Raw genomic sequence first — 14171 nt, forward strand, 5'->3', positions numbered from 1 at the left:
TCCACATGGCACGTCCAGATGAGGCTTCAGCACCCTTCTGGAATCACCGCCATCCCGGCCACTCAACCCCGGCCGGACATTATCGGACGGGCTCTTAGACATAGGTTAAAGCAGGCAAGCGAGGCTTTATCGATCCGCGGCGTCGAACAACGCAGCAATCAAAACACGTTGGAGAAGGCCGTTTATTGCCCGGAACGTTCGCGGACCGATGCGGTTGATGGAGGAAACCAAGGGAGATTCCTCATGTCGGCACCCAGCAGCTTGAAAGACGTCTATCTCGACGAATTGAAGGACAGCTGGTCGGCGAACGACCAGATGGTCCGCGTCGTCCAGCAGCTCAGCCAGAAGGCCAGCGACGGGACGCTGAAGCAGATGCTGGACGGGTCGGTCGACGGCATCAACAAGCACACGGGCATTCTCAAAGCGCTCATCGAGCAATGCGGCGGAACCGTCGAGCCCGAGCATTGCAAGGGCATGGAGGGTCTGGTCAGCGAGGCGCGTAAGCACGCCGGCGAAGAGGCGCCCCAGGACGGCAAGCTGCGCGATATCGTGATCATCGCGCAGTATCAGCGCATGGCCCATTACGGCCTCGCGGGTTTCGGGTCCGCCGCCGCCTACGCCAAGGCGCTGGGCAAGTCCGACGACGAGGCCAAGCTCAAGCAGGCCGTTTCGGAGATCTACAAGGGCGACGCCTTCGCGAGCCACCTTGCCGAGAGCTTGCAGGGGGTCGCGACCGCCTGACGATCGCCGTCGCGGTCGCCCGGGGTCATACGTCACGAATGGGGTCGGGCCCGGCGCCCGGCCCTTCCGGCGTTCGGCCCCTGCCGTGTCGGTCACGGGCGAAAGCCGGGAACACACCCGAGCGTCGCGGCTTGGTCTCTGCATTTCAGCGGGAGGGAGCACCATGAGCCCAGGCGAGACCCACGACGCGTCCGAGACGAAGTCGGACCAGACGCAGCCCACCCCCCAGCAGCCCCCCAAGGGCGAGCCGCATCCGGCGATCCCGCAGGAGGACGATCCGGAGATCGAGAAGACCGAAGAACAGCCGAGCTGACGCCCCCCGCCCGAGAGACGAGGCAGAGTTCATGAACAGTGCACCGGACGGTTCGGTGATCCGGCGTGAATCACCGCGCCCGGATCTTCTGGCTTTCGAGATCAAGGACCGGATCACAAAGCCGGATATCGAGTGGATGTCGGCCGTCACCGACGAGGCCATGAAGAGCCTCGACACCATCGACATGCTGATCGTGATGTCGAACTACGAGGGCTCCGACCTCGGCGCGACCTTCGACGGCTACGCGGCGAGCGTGAAGGCGCGCTCGCTGGCGCACATCCGGCGCTACGTCGTCGTGGGTGCGCCGGCCTTCGCAAAGGCGATGATCGACCTGTCGGGCTTCGTCATGCCGGTGGAGACGAAAACCTTCGATCTCGCGGACGAGGGGGCGGCTTGGGCCTGGCTCGCGAACGCGCCGACGACCAAGGCGTAGACGCTGCCCCTCAGACCCGTCCGGTGCGCGTCGGACCGCGCATCGGATGGGATTTTAGCGAGCGGCGGTCGCCTCGGCATCCGCCACGATCTGAATGGTGCGCCCGGCGTTGAGGGGCTTTGCCACGACCACGAGGTTCGGCGTGGTGGTGAGGTCGCTGACACGACGCACCTTCTGGGTGTCGCGGGCCTGCTCGCGGAAGAGCGGCGGGGTCAGGTACGTCGCCTCGCCGGCAACGGCGGCGCCCGACACGAAAGCGGCCGACACGAGGGTGGCGAGGGTGAGGGCGGTCATGGCGCGCATGGGAAAATCTCCGTTTGGGCAGCTCGATGCCGCCCGATGGAGTGATTAAACCACGCTTTTGTGCGGTGCGGCATGCTGTTTTTGCAGCGCACTATAACGCCGAGTTGCGGTCTCCGATCAACTATAACTCCGGTCCTATAAAGCAGGGCACAGGAAAGAATGGATCGAGCCATGCTCCCCACGCATTCGGCAGGTTTTCGTTAATTCCAACTCTCAAAATAACTTGGTCGAGACGAAAGTTTTTCTTCTCACGAACAGTCCAGCCCAACAGCCGGCAACTTGATCGTCATGCTTGAACCATCCGACGTCCGGTGATGGGAAACGAACCGAATTCGGCCACGGCGACGGATCATCCTGCCCCTGACCCGTTCGTCCAGGGTGCCGGCCGGTCGACTGGTCGGATCGACAGCCCACTGATCCGATCGTGCGCGCTCTCCCCCCGTGCCGTCCCGTGGCGGTCCCGAAGTCTTTCCTGATAAAGCTCGCCGTACGTGATCGCGGCATCGCCGTGCGCCGGTTCCAAGACGACGTACGCACCCGACGCTCGCGCCTGCAGTAAAGAAGCCTCAGGACGATCTCGCATCACATTTATGACGGTGCGGGAATGATCCCCGAGCCACAACCCAAATGCCCCATTGGCTTGCGGTATTGTTCGCCTCTACAATCGAGGAAGTTTGCACCATTCGAGATTAAAAAATAGGCATACCATCGTGCACAAACACGATGTTTACATTCATGATGCAGTCAGGGCCGGAGTTCTTCTTCTAGGTTGCTCCGATGCTCGGTACCGTCCTTTCGTCCCTCCGTGGCCGAATTCTCCTCGTCGCCCTGGCGCCGTGCCTCGCCTTCGCCGTGGTGGCGAGCATTGCGCTCTCCGGGCGAATCGAAGAGCGCGGCCGCATGGTCGAGGTCGAGCGACTTCTCGGCCTCGCGGGTCATGCCGGCGGTTTCGTGCACGAGGCCCAGCGCGAACGCGGCGCCTCCAGCCTGTATCTCGGATCGAAGGGTACCCGGTTCCGCGCCGAACTCGACGCCCAGCGCGGCCGAACGGATGCAAGCCGCGAGCGTCTCATGACGAGCTACGCCTTGATGGAGACGGGCGCCGCCGGCGGACTCGCCCCAAGGGGCAGAACCCTCGCCACCGCCCTTGAGGGTCTCGCCGCGCACCGTCAGGCGGTGGACAACCTCGCCCGCACCCCGGCCCAGAACCTCGCGGCCTACACCGATCTCATCGGCAAGGCCCTCGACCTCGTTCGGGACATGTCCCAGGTCGCGGACGACGCCGCCCTGAGCGCCCGGGTCTCGGCCTACTCGTCGTTCCTGTCCCTCAAGGAACTCGCCGGCCAGGAGCGTGCGACCGGGGCCGCCGTCATCGGCAGCGGCCAGCTTGATCTGCCGGGGTTCTCAAGGCTGACGGCCCTCGGCGCCGGGCAGGCGATCCACGAAACCCTGTTCCGCCTCGCCGCCGATCGCGCGCAGGCCGAACTCCTCGACGCCGTCGCCACGAGCCCGGCGGCCCGGGAGGTCGAGCGCCAGCGCGCGATCGTCCTGGCGACGATCCCGGGCCAACCCCTCGGCATCACCGATGCACCGGGCTGGTTCACCGCCGCGACCCAGCGCATCGACGAGCTCAAGCGGATCGAGGATCGACTCGTCGACGATCTCGGGCGCGCCGCGGCAGCGGCACGTTCGGGCGTGGAGCGTAGCGCCGTCCTGTGGTTGAGCGCCAGCGTGGCGACCCTCGCCCTGTCCTGCCTCGTCGCCTTCGGCTTCGGCACCGCCATCGCCCGTCCGCTCACCCGGATCGCCGATGCCCTGTCGGCCATCGGGCGCGGCGCGGATGCCGGCCCGCTTCCCACGAAAGGCCCCCGCGAGGTCATGGCCATCGCTCGCGCGGCCGCCGAGTTCCGCGACAGCCTGAGCGAGGGCCGGCGCATCCGTGCGGAGTCCGAGCAGCTGACGCACGCTTCGGCGGCCGAGCGGCGCCAAGCGATGCTCGCCCTCGCCGACGGGTTCGAGGCGCGGGCCGGCGGCATCGTCGAAGCGGTCTCGGCGGCCTCGGCCCAGCTCGAAGGCGCGGCCTACGCCCTGTCGCAGGCGGCCAACGATACCTCGACCTTGAGCGGCGCCGTCGCCAGCACCTCGCGGAATGCGGCACTCAGCGCCGATACGGTTGCGGCGGCGACGGAGGAACTCAGCGCCTCCGTGCGCGAGATCGGCACTCGCGTCGAGACCTCCGCCACGGTGGCGGCCCAGGCCGAGCGCGACACCGCCCGCATGGGCGAGGACGTGCGCCGCCTCGCGGCGGCGGCCGGCAGCATCGGCGAGATCGTCGGGCTCATCTCCAGCATCGCCGGTCAGACCAATCTGCTCGCCCTCAACGCAACCATCGAGGCCGCGCGGGCCGGCGACGCCGGCCGAGGCTTCGCGGTAGTCGCCGCCGAGGTGAAGGAACTCGCCAACCAGACCACCCGGGCGACCGAGGAGATCGCCGCCAAGGTCCAGGAGATCACCGCCTCCACCTCGGCGTCCGTCGAGACCATCGGGGGCATCGCCACGGTGATTCAACGCCTCAGCACCCTGTCGCAGGACATCGCCGCGGCGGTCCAGCAGCAGGACGCGGCCACCCAGGAGATCGCCCGCACAACAATCCTCACCTCTGACGGCACCCGCCAGGTCTCGACCCACATCGCCGGCGTCAGCGAGGCGGCGGAGTCCGCCCGCTCGGGCTCGGACCAGGTGCTCACCGCCGCCAGCGACCTCGCCCGCCAGGCCACGAGCCTGCGCACCGAGGTCGACGGGTTTCTCGCCACCGTGCGGGCGGCGTGAACCGATCGGGAATGATACGCTTTCCGCTTGATCAGTTCGGCAGGGTGGTGAAACGCGGGTCCCCTCTCCTGGAAGGAGAGGGAGCACCGACGCGACCGTTCGATCCGAGATGATCAACCGGAGGCGGTATGAGACCCCGTGCCGAGAATTGGCTGCTCGGGAGCTCTCGATCGACGTCCCGATCCTTCGATACCCCAGATCGGGGGCCTTCGGCATGTCGAGGGCCGAAGACCCAGGGTCGGGTCTCAGGTCCGCGTCAAGGGGCCTGGAAGACTTCTTCGACCCATCCTGTGCGGAGCCAGGCCGGCATGCGGGCGTGGCAGCGGAACCCACGGTCGCGGGCCAGGTCCGCGACGACATTCTGGCGGTGGTCGCCGTTCTGGACGGCGGATTCCTGATTGATGCTGAGGAACAGGCCGCCGGGGCGGATACGGTCGAGGTAGCGTCCGGCATCCGCCGGCGCCATCTCGGGCATGCTGTCGATGTTGATCACCACATCCCAATCGGCAAACCGGTCTGCGCCTCCCGCGTAGGCGTTCACCAGGGCGATACCGGGCTCGCTTCGGTGGCCGAAGCCGACCACGTCCGCTCCGAACGCGGTGGCGAGCAGGATGTATTGCGGCACGAGGACCGGCGGCAAATCGATGATGGCGAACCGCTCGCAGCCCATCCGCCGGGCGTAATAGGCGAGGTGGCCGGAGCCGCCACCGATCTCGAGGAGTGCGGGAGACCGAATCCCGAAATCGCGGGCGATCCGGTGGGCGCGCAAAGCCCCATAGATCCCGTCGAAGTGCCGATCGGAAAACGTGCCCTTGGCGAGTTGGACGCCGAACAGTTCGCCGGCCTGGCGGGGCGGGGTCAGGTCGCTCCCGATCCGATCCTCGATGGCTGCGAACAGGGCATCGAGTCCGTCGAGGACGAACTGCGTCTGGCCGTGCTCACGGCTCTGGACCCGCCCGGCACCGACGGCCTCCGAGAGGCGTACGAGCCGGTCGAGGATGATCCGTCCGACATGCAGGCGCGCCGCCGGATTGGACGTGAGGGATTCGTGGACCATGTGGCCCTGGAGAAAACCATGGGTCAGGGGCGTCGCGTAGAGCCGTTCCTCCACCCGCGCCGCACGCACCGGGTCGTCGCCGGCGAGGTCGGCGAGACTCTCGCCGTAGAGTTCGGCATAGTCGCTCCAGAGCGAGGCATCGAGTCGTGCGGCCGGTGCCAAGCTCCGAACGTACGCACGAAGTCGCGCCTGCGGACCCGGATCGAGGCCGACACCGGTGCCGAATCCGAAGAGCTCGTCGCACAATCCCGTCCAATCGGGACGCCGGGAAAACGGATGCGACACGCGGGGGCTACTCCTGTTGCCCCGTTCTACAACCCCAGAGCAGAACGGCCAAGCCTTGGCGGTCGAGCCTCGGGGGGGCACGTCGTGATGGCCGCTCCGATCCGCTCGAGGGGACGGGCTGATCCGAGAGAGGCCGAACCACCTCACAGAGGCCAAGTCACCTCACAGAGGACAAGTCACCTCATAGAGGCCAAGTCACCTCATAAAGGCCAAGTCATCCGGTCCTCGGCCGCGTGACCACCGATGCTCAAGGCCGGACGCGTCGCGCCGGGCTGGCGCAGGGGGTGGTCGAGGACGTGGAGGCCGTACATCTGTTCGAGCCAGGGCTCGTCGACGAAGGGCCGCCGGTAGCGCAGGGTGCGCAAGGTATCGATCTTTCGCGATGCCGAGGCGCCCTGGTTGAACTCGTCGATGGCGAGCAATTGCCCACACCAGCGGTTGCGGAACAGGCTGCCGATGCGGGCCGGGCCGCCGATGGTGTCGTCGAAATAGGCCGGCACCACGGGAAGCAGGCAATCGGCCTTCGCCTCCGAGAACAAGGTCAGGCAGTCGACGCTGGAGCGGTAGATGTCGACATCGACGCTGACGAAGCCCACCGGCATCGCAGGCGTCAGCCCCCTGATGAAGCCCGGCAGGGTCTCGGCGATGTCGCCCCACACCATGGTGGCGTGCTCCGACAGCGCCTCGGGGTCGCGGGTCGGGAAGTCGCCCGCCTGCCAGATCTCGGGATGGTCGCGCACATCGACGAGCGGCGGTAGGCCCGCCCCGGTGTCGAAGCCGTATAGGGTGAACCGCACGCCCGTCACCGCCGTCACCTTGGCGGCGAGCTCCGACAGGGCCCGCAGGCCCGCCCCCTCGGCGACGCCGAACTCGAGGACCGCCACGTGGTCGATGCCGGAAAAGCGCGCGACGTCGGCCGCCGTCAGCAGACCGAACAGGTAGAACGGCCGCGCCTCGACGTCGTAGCGCGCCCGCTCGCGCAGGTCCGTGGAGGCGGCGGCGCGGGCGCGCTCGGCAAGGAGGAACTCCGGATAGCGCCCCGTGAGCGGCGGCAGGGCCTCAGACAGGGGTCGACTCCTCAAGCTTCTTCCACTGCACCGTGCGGGGGGTGACGTCGCCTTCTTCGGGGTGGCGGGAATAGTAAAAGAACGCGAGGGACTTTCGCGTCCGCCCCTCGGGGCAGGCCAGCGGCTCGGGGTGACCGTGATGCGAGGTCGACAGGGTGCTGAAGACGGCGAGCCGGTTGAAGTGCGGCATCACCCGCGCTTCACACTTCGTGGCGTCGCGGTTCCAGAGCTGGAGGTCGCCGCCCCAGGACTCGTCCCAGTCCTTGTTGAGATAGAGGATCGCGTTGAGCTTCCGGTAGAGCCCGAACGGCTCGATCATGTTGAAGTCCGCGTGCACCCGGAGTTTCCCGCCCGGCAGGATCTGGTGCATGCCGCCGCCGTTGAGGCACGGGTCGGAGATGAGGTCCTTCAGGCCCGTCAGCGTCTCCAGGAAGTGCAGGAACGTGTACGAATTGAACGCGTAGCACATGTTGTGGATGAGCGGCGGCGCGCCCTCCATCCGCGAAGCGTGGCGCACCCCGAGCTTCTTCGGCTGATTGACCGTATCGCCCGCCTTCCAGTCGAACCACACCGGATCGTCCACCCCCGGATAGGCGGCGTGGATGCGCTCCGCGACGTCGAGGGGCAGGAAGTTGTCGATCACCACGTGCGGGAACGGGTGCGCGCCGTTGTAGCCGGCGGCGTAATGCGCCGCCTTCTCCTGGAGGAACGCGTCCTCGAACTTGAAGAAGGGCTCGCCCACAGGGGGGAGGGGAGCCGGGGCCGCTCGCTTGAAGAGGTTCAGCATCGACGCGATGTCTCGAAAGGGTGGGGCAAGCGATGTCGGTCCGCGCCGTGGCGGAATCGTGACGCTCACAACAGGGAGGCGATGAGCGCCTTCTGGCGCGGCAGGCAATGGCCGTGGAGGTCGTAGCGCTCGAGGATGGTGCGGCGCGCCTCCAGCCGGATGGCGTCGTAGTCGCGCGGGCGCTCCAGCACGGCGCGGACCCGCTCGGCGAGCGCGTGGGCGTCGTGGAAATCGACGAGCAGGCCGTTGTGGCCGTCGACGATCACCTCCTCCACCGGGGGCGTGCGCGAGCCGATCACCAGGCACTCGGCCGCCATGGCCTCCAGCATCGACCAGGACAGGAAGTACGGGTACGTCAGATAGATGTGCGCCGCGCTCACGTAGAGCACGTCGAGGAAGGTGGTGTAGGGCACCCGCCCGAGGAAGTGGACGCGGGTCGCATCGATCTCCAGCTCGGCGAGCAGGCGCTGCCGGTGGGTCTCGCCGTTGGGCAGCGGGTTGCCGTAGGCCGGCTCGTCGGCCCCGATGATCACGAAATGCGCCTTCGGCCGGGTCTTGCACAGTTCGGCGATGGCCCGGATGGCGGTGGGGAAGCCCCGCAGGGGCTCCAACCCGCGCCCCACATAGGTCACCACCTCGTCGGCGCTCGTGAGCACGCGCCCGTCGGGGAGGGTGAGCTTGCCCCGCGCCGGGCGGCGGATCGACACCGTGTCGATCCCGTCGTGGATCACGTTGAGCTTCTTCTGGATCGAGGCCGGATAGCTCGCGTACTGATAGTGCATCGGCGTCAGGCCGGCGTCGCACAGCTCGGCGGACATCACGTTGGCGGTGTTCTTCATCCGGAACACGAACGGCGCGTCGCGGTCCACCGGCTCGGTGGGGGCGAAGTCGGCCAGCGGCTTCGCGCGCAGGTACCACTCGAAATAGCCGAGCACCGGCACCTTCGGGTAGAGGTCCTTGACGTAGAGGAGCTCGCCCCAGCCCACGTGGCCGATGATGAGGTCCGGCACCACCTTGAGCTCGGTCTGGAGGTGGAGGAGCGCCTTCGTCACCTTCTGCGCGTAGGTGAACTGCGCCACCGCCGGCAGCTCGTTCTTCACGTCGATCTGGTACTGGACCCGCTTCGTCCCCGCCGATTCGCCCTGCCCGGCGGTGATGAAGTAGACGTCGTTCCCCGCCGCCGCCATCGCGGGGGCGAGGTTGCGGAACTGCGCCGGAATGTTCTGATGCACGAAGGCGAGTACGGGCTTTTTCGACACGCGCGGAACTTTCAGCGGCTCAACAATCGACGCGCCCTATAGCGCACCGCCACATTCTCGGCCATTGCGCCCTGTAGCGACGGGGACCGAACGAGGGACCGAGGACCGATGCAACACCTGTTTTCGCGTTTCCTCGCGAAACCCGCGGCGAAGTCGGTCCCGGCGGAGGCCCCCGTGGTGGCCCCGCAGGCCGCCACCGCCCTGCCGCCCCTCAACATCCGGTATTACACCGACTACCCCACCTGCAACCTCGCCTGCTCCTATTGCGTGGCCGGCCACGGCACCACGTTCGCGAAGCCGCCGACCTCGAAGTGGGACCCCGCGCGCTACCGCCGCGTCATGCACAACATCGCCCAGCTGCCCTATGCGGTGAACATCCGCATCGGGGTGGGCGGCGAGTTCTTCGTCTCCAAGGATCTGGTGGACGGCGCCCGCACCCTGTCGCAGAGCCCGAACCTCCACGCCCTCAACCTCATCACCAACCTCACCCTGTCGGTGCCGCAGTTCGAGAAGACCTTCCAGGGCTTCGACGAGGCGAAGATCGCCATGGTGGCGAGCTTCCACCCCGAGCAGATCAAGGACCACGAGGCGTGGTTCGACAAGGCGGCCGAGTTCAACCGCCGCTACGATTTCGCCGTCATCATGGTGGCCTTCCCCGAGGCCCTCGACGTGCTGGCCGACTACAAGGCCCGCCTCAACGCCCGCGGCGTCGACGTGTTCATCCAGCCCTTCGTCGGCCCCCACCAGGAGAAGTGGTACCCGCACGCGTATTCGGACGCCGAGCGCGCGCAGATCAAGGCGATGATCTACTCGCGGCACGATTACGAATACCTGCTCAACGCCAAGCGCCCCGGCGCCTGCAACGCCGGCTACCGGGCGATCTTCATCGACCCCATGGGCGTCGTCACCCCCTGCGGCATGGGCAAGTACCACGGGTCCCTCGGCAATCTCGCCGAATCGCCCGAGATCACCCTGCGCGATGGGCCCGCACCCTGCCCCTTCTCGTCGTGCCAGTGCGATACGGAGAACGTGAACACCGTCGAGTTCCACACGCACTACGAGAAGAGCGGCGCCAACCAGCACCGCTACCGCTACCGCTTCGAGGACCTCGCGGCCCTCGACGAGCGCTACGACGAGTGGAAAATTCATTACTGAGAAAAAAGCAAGCCGGCTCATGGGCTTGCTGAACGCTTGAACGTCCCATTCAGGCGGAACTCTGTGATACTTCCACAACACGAATTTGAGGATTTCAGAGGCCTGTGCGGTTAACCCAAAATCCGGTTGCACCGCGCTCGGTTCTCTGAAAAAAGAGCCCAACCTTAAACGGAACACTCCTCTCGAAGGGGTCCCCGCGGTGGGTGTCGAGGCACTGGCAAGAATAGCCGGGCTGCGAAGCGAATTTCTGTAGAAGACCCCAGGAGAGCTTTATGGCTAATTTCTTCTTCGATGGCTCGGCGAGCATCACTGCTGCCAAGGCCGACAACGTTGTGATCAGCGCCAACCCGGCCCTGTTTGTCGGCGAGGCCCAGTCCGGCGCCAACACAGTATTCACCTACATCAACGGTACCACCCTGACCGTCACCGGCACGACGGTTGGCGCGAGCGCCACTGAGTTGCCGAACGTTACGCTTCTCAACGGCAAGTTCGCCACCGGCGTCACGGTCAACTCGACCACCCCGGGCCTGAATAACCTCTTCTTCAACGGCAACACTGCGAATATCGACTCGGCATCGTTCACTGCAAGCAGCGTCAACACTGTCTTTGGTGGCGTCGGCCGTTCTGACCCGAACGATACCGCTGATGCCATCGTCATGGGCGGCAAGGGCAGCTTCCTTGTCTATGGAAATGCAGGCGCTGACACGATCACGCAGACCACCGCTTTCGACTCCACCAGCTTCGTCACGGTGTTCGGTGGCAAGAACGAGATCGGCAACGACTCCATCACGCTTGCCAACGCGGGCAACACCGACGCTAAAATGGCGATCTATGGCGGTGAAGGCACCGACTCGATCAACATCCTCAACGCTGGCTCCAACGCCAACACCACTATCTTTGGTGGCCTTGGTGCAGCGGATTCGACCGACGGCGTTGACTCGATTGCCTTCAATGGCGGCGGTGTCGTAAATATCTTCGCCAATGCCGGCGCCGATATTGTCAACCTCGGCGGTGGTACTACTGCTCTCGCTGCTGGTACGACCGCAACGGTTCATGGTGGTATCGGTGGCGATACGATTGCTGTGAACGTCAACGCCGCCAACGCATCAATCACCGTGTTCGGTGACGAGAACAACGCTGCCCAGGCTGAGTCGATCATCGTTGGCGGTAACACCGGTACGACGACCATCTATGGTGGCACTGCAGCGGCTGACTCTGCTGATGGCGCCGACACGATCAACTTCTCCGGCACCGGTACGACCTTCATCTACGCCGCCGGTGGCAACGATACCGTGGTTGTGAACACCAGCGGCCTCAACGTTCTCGGCACCGATGGCGCCACTGCTGCCGGTACCGGTGCTAGCGCTGGTACCGCCATCTCGGCGAACAACACCGCCAGCGTTACCAACGTCTTTCTTGGCAATGGCAACGACTCGATCAACATCCTGAACGCTGCTACGAATAAGGGCGTGATCACCGTCAATGGCGGCGCTGGTGACGACCTCTTCACGATCGGCGTCGATGCTGCCAATGCAACGACTGGTCTTGCCGGGACCGGTACCTCGACCATCGTGATCGAAGGCTTCGGCGTTGGTCTGGATGCCATCCGCATCAACAACGGCGATGCCGCTGGTGGTACGGTCACCGCAAACCTTAACGGTGGCGTTGCTTTCACTTCGCTTACGCAGGCTTTGAATGCAGCTGCAGCTGGAACTGCTGCTGCTAGCGTCAACGCAACCGTCGTGACCTTCAACAACGACAGCTACATCGTCGTGGATCGCTCTGCTGGTGCCACGTTCGTTGATGGTGCTGATCTCGCGATCAAGCTGACCGGTATCAGCAACGCTTCTGCTGTCGCCGCTGTGACTTCGATCCTCTAAGAACTCTTTCTTCAGAAGAAAGACTTAGGCAACGAGAAGGGGGCGGTTCATACCGCCCCTTTTTTTGACTGAAATTTGCCTCAATATTCCTTATTGATACTCAACTCAGATCACTCGCTTAGTTAAGTTTTTTCGACGACCACACCGAGAGCAAGATGCCGAAAGACGCCCCTAATCTTCTCAATGTGACTCTTCGGATGGCACTGAAGCCGCTGGGCTATGCATTCCTTTTCAGCTTTGTAATTAATATTCTCTACCTTGCACTCCCAATTTATATGGTGCAGCTATCTGGTCGAGTTTTTGCCAGTCAGAGCATTGCTACACTTTTGATAATGTCATTTTCTGTTGCAGCGACGTTCTTAGTCTCTGCAGTACTCGATCATTATCGATCTAGTGTTCTTATCAACTTTGGTGTCTTATTTGATAAAATACTTTCACGTCATGTGTTTGCCGCACTTTTCGCAGCAGAGTTGCGTCAAGGAGGAAATCAGAGTCAATCAGTGAGAGATCTTGATGTATTTCGTCAGACCCTAACTGGGGCGGGAATGGCAGTATTCTTCGATCTACCTTGGGCACCAATTTTTATGGTCGCTCTGTTTGTTATTGATCCTTACGTGGGCATGTTATGTCTCTTTGGCGGCTTTGTGCTGCTAGGTCTTGCCTTCCTTCAAGATCGCGTCTCTCGTAATGCACTTCAGAAAGTCAACGACGCAGCGTTCCGTGGCTATCGTTTCACGGACATGGCTCTACGCAACGCAGAGGTCGTTAGAGCACTCGGTATGCTGCCGGCTTTGACTACTCGCTGGTCTATAGATCGCTCAACATTGATCAACGGGCAGGCTCACGCCAGCGAGGCTTCTGGCGTTATTGGTGAGACTATCAAATATGTTCGCATGCTGATCCAGATCGGCGTGCTCGCGCTCGGAGCGTTTCTTGTCCTTAAACAAGTGATCGGGCCAGGCGTTCTTTTCGCGAACATGATTTTGTCTTCGAAAGCTCTGTCGCCTTTCGAACGCGTTGTTGGTTCTTGGCAGGGCCTTGTGGAGTCGCATCAGGCATACAAGCGCCTGCATATGCTCCTCGAAGGCTACGAGCCAAACCCTGTCGCTACTGCAATGCCGCGCCCCACCGGCTTGATCGAGATTCAGAACCTTGTTTTTACTTTGCCAGATGCGAAGGCGCCTCTGCTAAAAAATATATCGTTCGCGCTCCGGCCCGGCGAAGCCCTTGGCATTATCGGCCCTTCGGGCGCCGGCAAATCGACCTTGACGCGGATGCTCATCGGCATCTGGAAGCCGACGGAGGGGCATGTCCGCCTCGACGGCATGGACGTCCATGCCTGGGACCGCGCCGCCTTCGGGCGCCATGTCGGTTACCTGCCCCAGGACACGGAGCTGTTCACCGGCACCGTGCGCGACAACATCGCCCGGTTCCGCACCGACGTGTCCGACGAGGCCGTGACCCGCGCCGCCCAGGACGCCGGCATCCACGACCTCATCGTCCGCCTGGAGAAGGGCTACGAGAGCGAGCTCGGCGCCTCCGGCACCACGGTGTTCTCGGTGGGCCAGCGCCAGCGCCTCGGCCTCGCCCGGGCGCTCCTCGGCGACCCCAGCCTCGTGGTTCTGGACGAGCCCAACGCAAACCTCGACACCGAGGGCGAGGCCGCGCTCCTCGACGTGCTCGGCGCCCTCAAGGCCCGAGGCGTCACTGTGGTCATCGTCTCCCACCGGGCGAGCGTGTTCCGCCACGTGGACAAGATCCTGTTCGTGCGCGGCGGCGAGGTCCAATCCTTCGGCGACCGCGACGTGATCCTCGGCCAGCTCATGCAGCCCGCCGGCGTCCCCGGCACCGCCGAGACCCGCGCCGCCCCGCCGCCAGCCGTGGCGCAGGGGTAGGGCCACCCGTACCTGCCACACGGCAGGGCACCTCGGAGTTGCGCCGGAACTCCCTCTCCTTTCAGGAGAGGGGACCCGCGCTCGATCCCCGCTTCGTTCGGGATTCCCGCGAGGGAGGGAGAGGCGCCCAACATCGGCCGCAGAGCGGCCCCACCACACGGTTCAGA

The 14171-nt window shown here is 64.5% G+C and carries 12 protein-coding genes; 7 read left to right on the forward strand and 5 right to left on the reverse strand.

From position 1 onward, the window contains the following. Window positions 1-243 precede the first annotated feature (243 nt). The 3 genes from ASF27_RS03865 to ASF27_RS03870 all read left to right on the forward strand — a co-directional run bounded on the left by ASF27_RS03865 (window position 244) and on the right by ASF27_RS03870 (window position 1487). Window positions 244-741: a ferritin-like domain-containing protein gene (locus tag ASF27_RS03865; RefSeq protein WP_056174624.1), complete on the forward strand. Its 498-nt coding sequence runs from the start codon at window positions 244-246 to the stop codon at window positions 739-741. Window positions 742-904: 163 nt separating this feature from the next. After that, window positions 905-1054: a hypothetical protein gene (locus tag ASF27_RS22055; protein ID WP_156368854.1), complete on the forward strand. Its 150-nt coding sequence runs from the start codon at window positions 905-907 to the stop codon at window positions 1052-1054. A 31-nt stretch (window positions 1055-1085) separates the two neighbouring features. Further along, complete coding sequence (locus tag ASF27_RS03870) at window positions 1086-1487, forward strand: STAS/SEC14 domain-containing protein (protein WP_056174626.1); 402 nt, start codon at window positions 1086-1088, stop codon at window positions 1485-1487. A gap of 54 nt (window positions 1488-1541) precedes the next feature. Here the strand turns inward: ASF27_RS03870 and ASF27_RS03875 are convergent, their stop codons facing one another. Next, window positions 1542-1790, reverse strand: coding sequence for a hypothetical protein (locus ASF27_RS03875; RefSeq protein ID WP_056357900.1), 249 nt, complete (start codon window positions 1788-1790; stop codon window positions 1542-1544). A 777-nt stretch (window positions 1791-2567) separates the two neighbouring features. Between ASF27_RS03875 and ASF27_RS03880 the strand changes: the two genes are divergently transcribed. Further along, window positions 2568-4619 (forward strand): nitrate- and nitrite sensing domain-containing protein, encoded by a 2052-nt coding sequence (locus tag ASF27_RS03880; protein ID WP_056357904.1) that lies wholly within the window; start codon window positions 2568-2570, stop codon window positions 4617-4619. A 256-nt stretch (window positions 4620-4875) separates the two neighbouring features. Here ASF27_RS03880 and ASF27_RS03885 read toward each other — a convergent pair whose 3' ends face one another. The 4 genes from ASF27_RS03885 to ASF27_RS03900 form a co-directional block, all read right to left on the reverse strand. Beyond that, on the reverse strand, window positions 4876-5961 hold the full coding sequence (locus ASF27_RS03885; RefSeq protein WP_162238636.1) for a hypothetical protein: 1086 nt from the start codon (window positions 5959-5961) through the stop codon (window positions 4876-4878). Between the two features lie 200 nt (window positions 5962-6161). After that, a complete protein-coding gene (locus ASF27_RS03890) occupies window positions 6162-7043 on the reverse strand; it encodes a hypothetical protein (protein ID WP_056357910.1) in 882 nt (293 codons plus the stop codon). Beyond that, window positions 7021-7815, reverse strand: coding sequence for a 2OG-Fe(II) oxygenase (locus ASF27_RS03895; protein WP_056357913.1), 795 nt, complete (start codon window positions 7813-7815; stop codon window positions 7021-7023). Before ASF27_RS03895 ends, ASF27_RS03890 begins: the two co-directional genes overlap by 23 nt. A 65-nt stretch (window positions 7816-7880) precedes the next feature. After that, complete coding sequence (locus tag ASF27_RS03900; RefSeq protein ID WP_082478803.1) at window positions 7881-9074, reverse strand: glycosyltransferase; 1194 nt, start codon at window positions 9072-9074, stop codon at window positions 7881-7883. A gap of 108 nt (window positions 9075-9182) precedes the next feature. Between ASF27_RS03900 and ASF27_RS03905 the strand changes: the two genes are divergently transcribed. The 3 genes from ASF27_RS03905 to ASF27_RS03915 all read left to right on the forward strand — a co-directional run bounded on the left by ASF27_RS03905 (window position 9183) and on the right by ASF27_RS03915 (window position 14004). Then, entirely contained in the window at window positions 9183-10229 is a 1047-nt protein-coding gene (locus tag ASF27_RS03905; protein ID WP_056357916.1) for a radical SAM protein, read from the forward strand. Window positions 10230-10501: 272 nt separating this feature from the next. Then, the gene (locus ASF27_RS03910; RefSeq protein ID WP_056357919.1) at window positions 10502-12109 is read left to right on the forward strand and encodes a hypothetical protein; all 1608 of its coding nucleotides are present in this window, start codon (window positions 10502-10504) and stop codon (window positions 12107-12109) included. A gap of 197 nt (window positions 12110-12306) precedes the next feature. Further along, window positions 12307-14004 carry a type I secretion system permease/ATPase gene (locus ASF27_RS03915; RefSeq protein WP_277996065.1) on the forward strand — a complete coding sequence of 566 codons (1698 nt, stop codon included), beginning with the start codon at window positions 12307-12309 and terminating at the stop codon, window positions 14002-14004. Window positions 14005-14171 lie beyond the last annotated feature (167 nt).

It is taken from the genome of Methylobacterium sp. Leaf102 (genome assembly GCF_001422425.1).
Lineage (GTDB): Bacteria > Pseudomonadota > Alphaproteobacteria > Rhizobiales > Beijerinckiaceae > Methylobacterium.

Coding starts and splice junctions, on each gene's coding strand:
- ASF27_RS03875 (WP_056357900.1), bottom strand. CDS start 1,790: ATGCGCGCCATGACCGCCCTCACCCTCGCCACCCTCGTGTCGGCCGCT.
- ASF27_RS03910 (WP_056357919.1), top strand. CDS start 10,502: ATGGCTAATTTCTTCTTCGATGGCTCGGCGAGCATCACTGCTGCCAAG.
- ASF27_RS03895 (WP_056357913.1), bottom strand. CDS start 7,815: ATGCTGAACCTCTTCAAGCGAGCGGCCCCGGCTCCCCTCCCCCCTGTG.
- ASF27_RS03880 (WP_056357904.1), top strand. CDS start 2,568: ATGCTCGGTACCGTCCTTTCGTCCCTCCGTGGCCGAATTCTCCTCGTC.
- ASF27_RS03870 (WP_056174626.1), top strand. CDS start 1,086: ATGAACAGTGCACCGGACGGTTCGGTGATCCGGCGTGAATCACCGCGC.
- ASF27_RS03915 (WP_277996065.1), top strand. CDS start 12,307: ATGGCACTGAAGCCGCTGGGCTATGCATTCCTTTTCAGCTTTGTAATT.
- ASF27_RS03865 (WP_056174624.1), top strand. CDS start 244: ATGTCGGCACCCAGCAGCTTGAAAGACGTCTATCTCGACGAATTGAAG.
- ASF27_RS22055 (WP_156368854.1), top strand. CDS start 905: ATGAGCCCAGGCGAGACCCACGACGCGTCCGAGACGAAGTCGGACCAG.
- ASF27_RS03905 (WP_056357916.1), top strand. CDS start 9,183: ATGCAACACCTGTTTTCGCGTTTCCTCGCGAAACCCGCGGCGAAGTCG.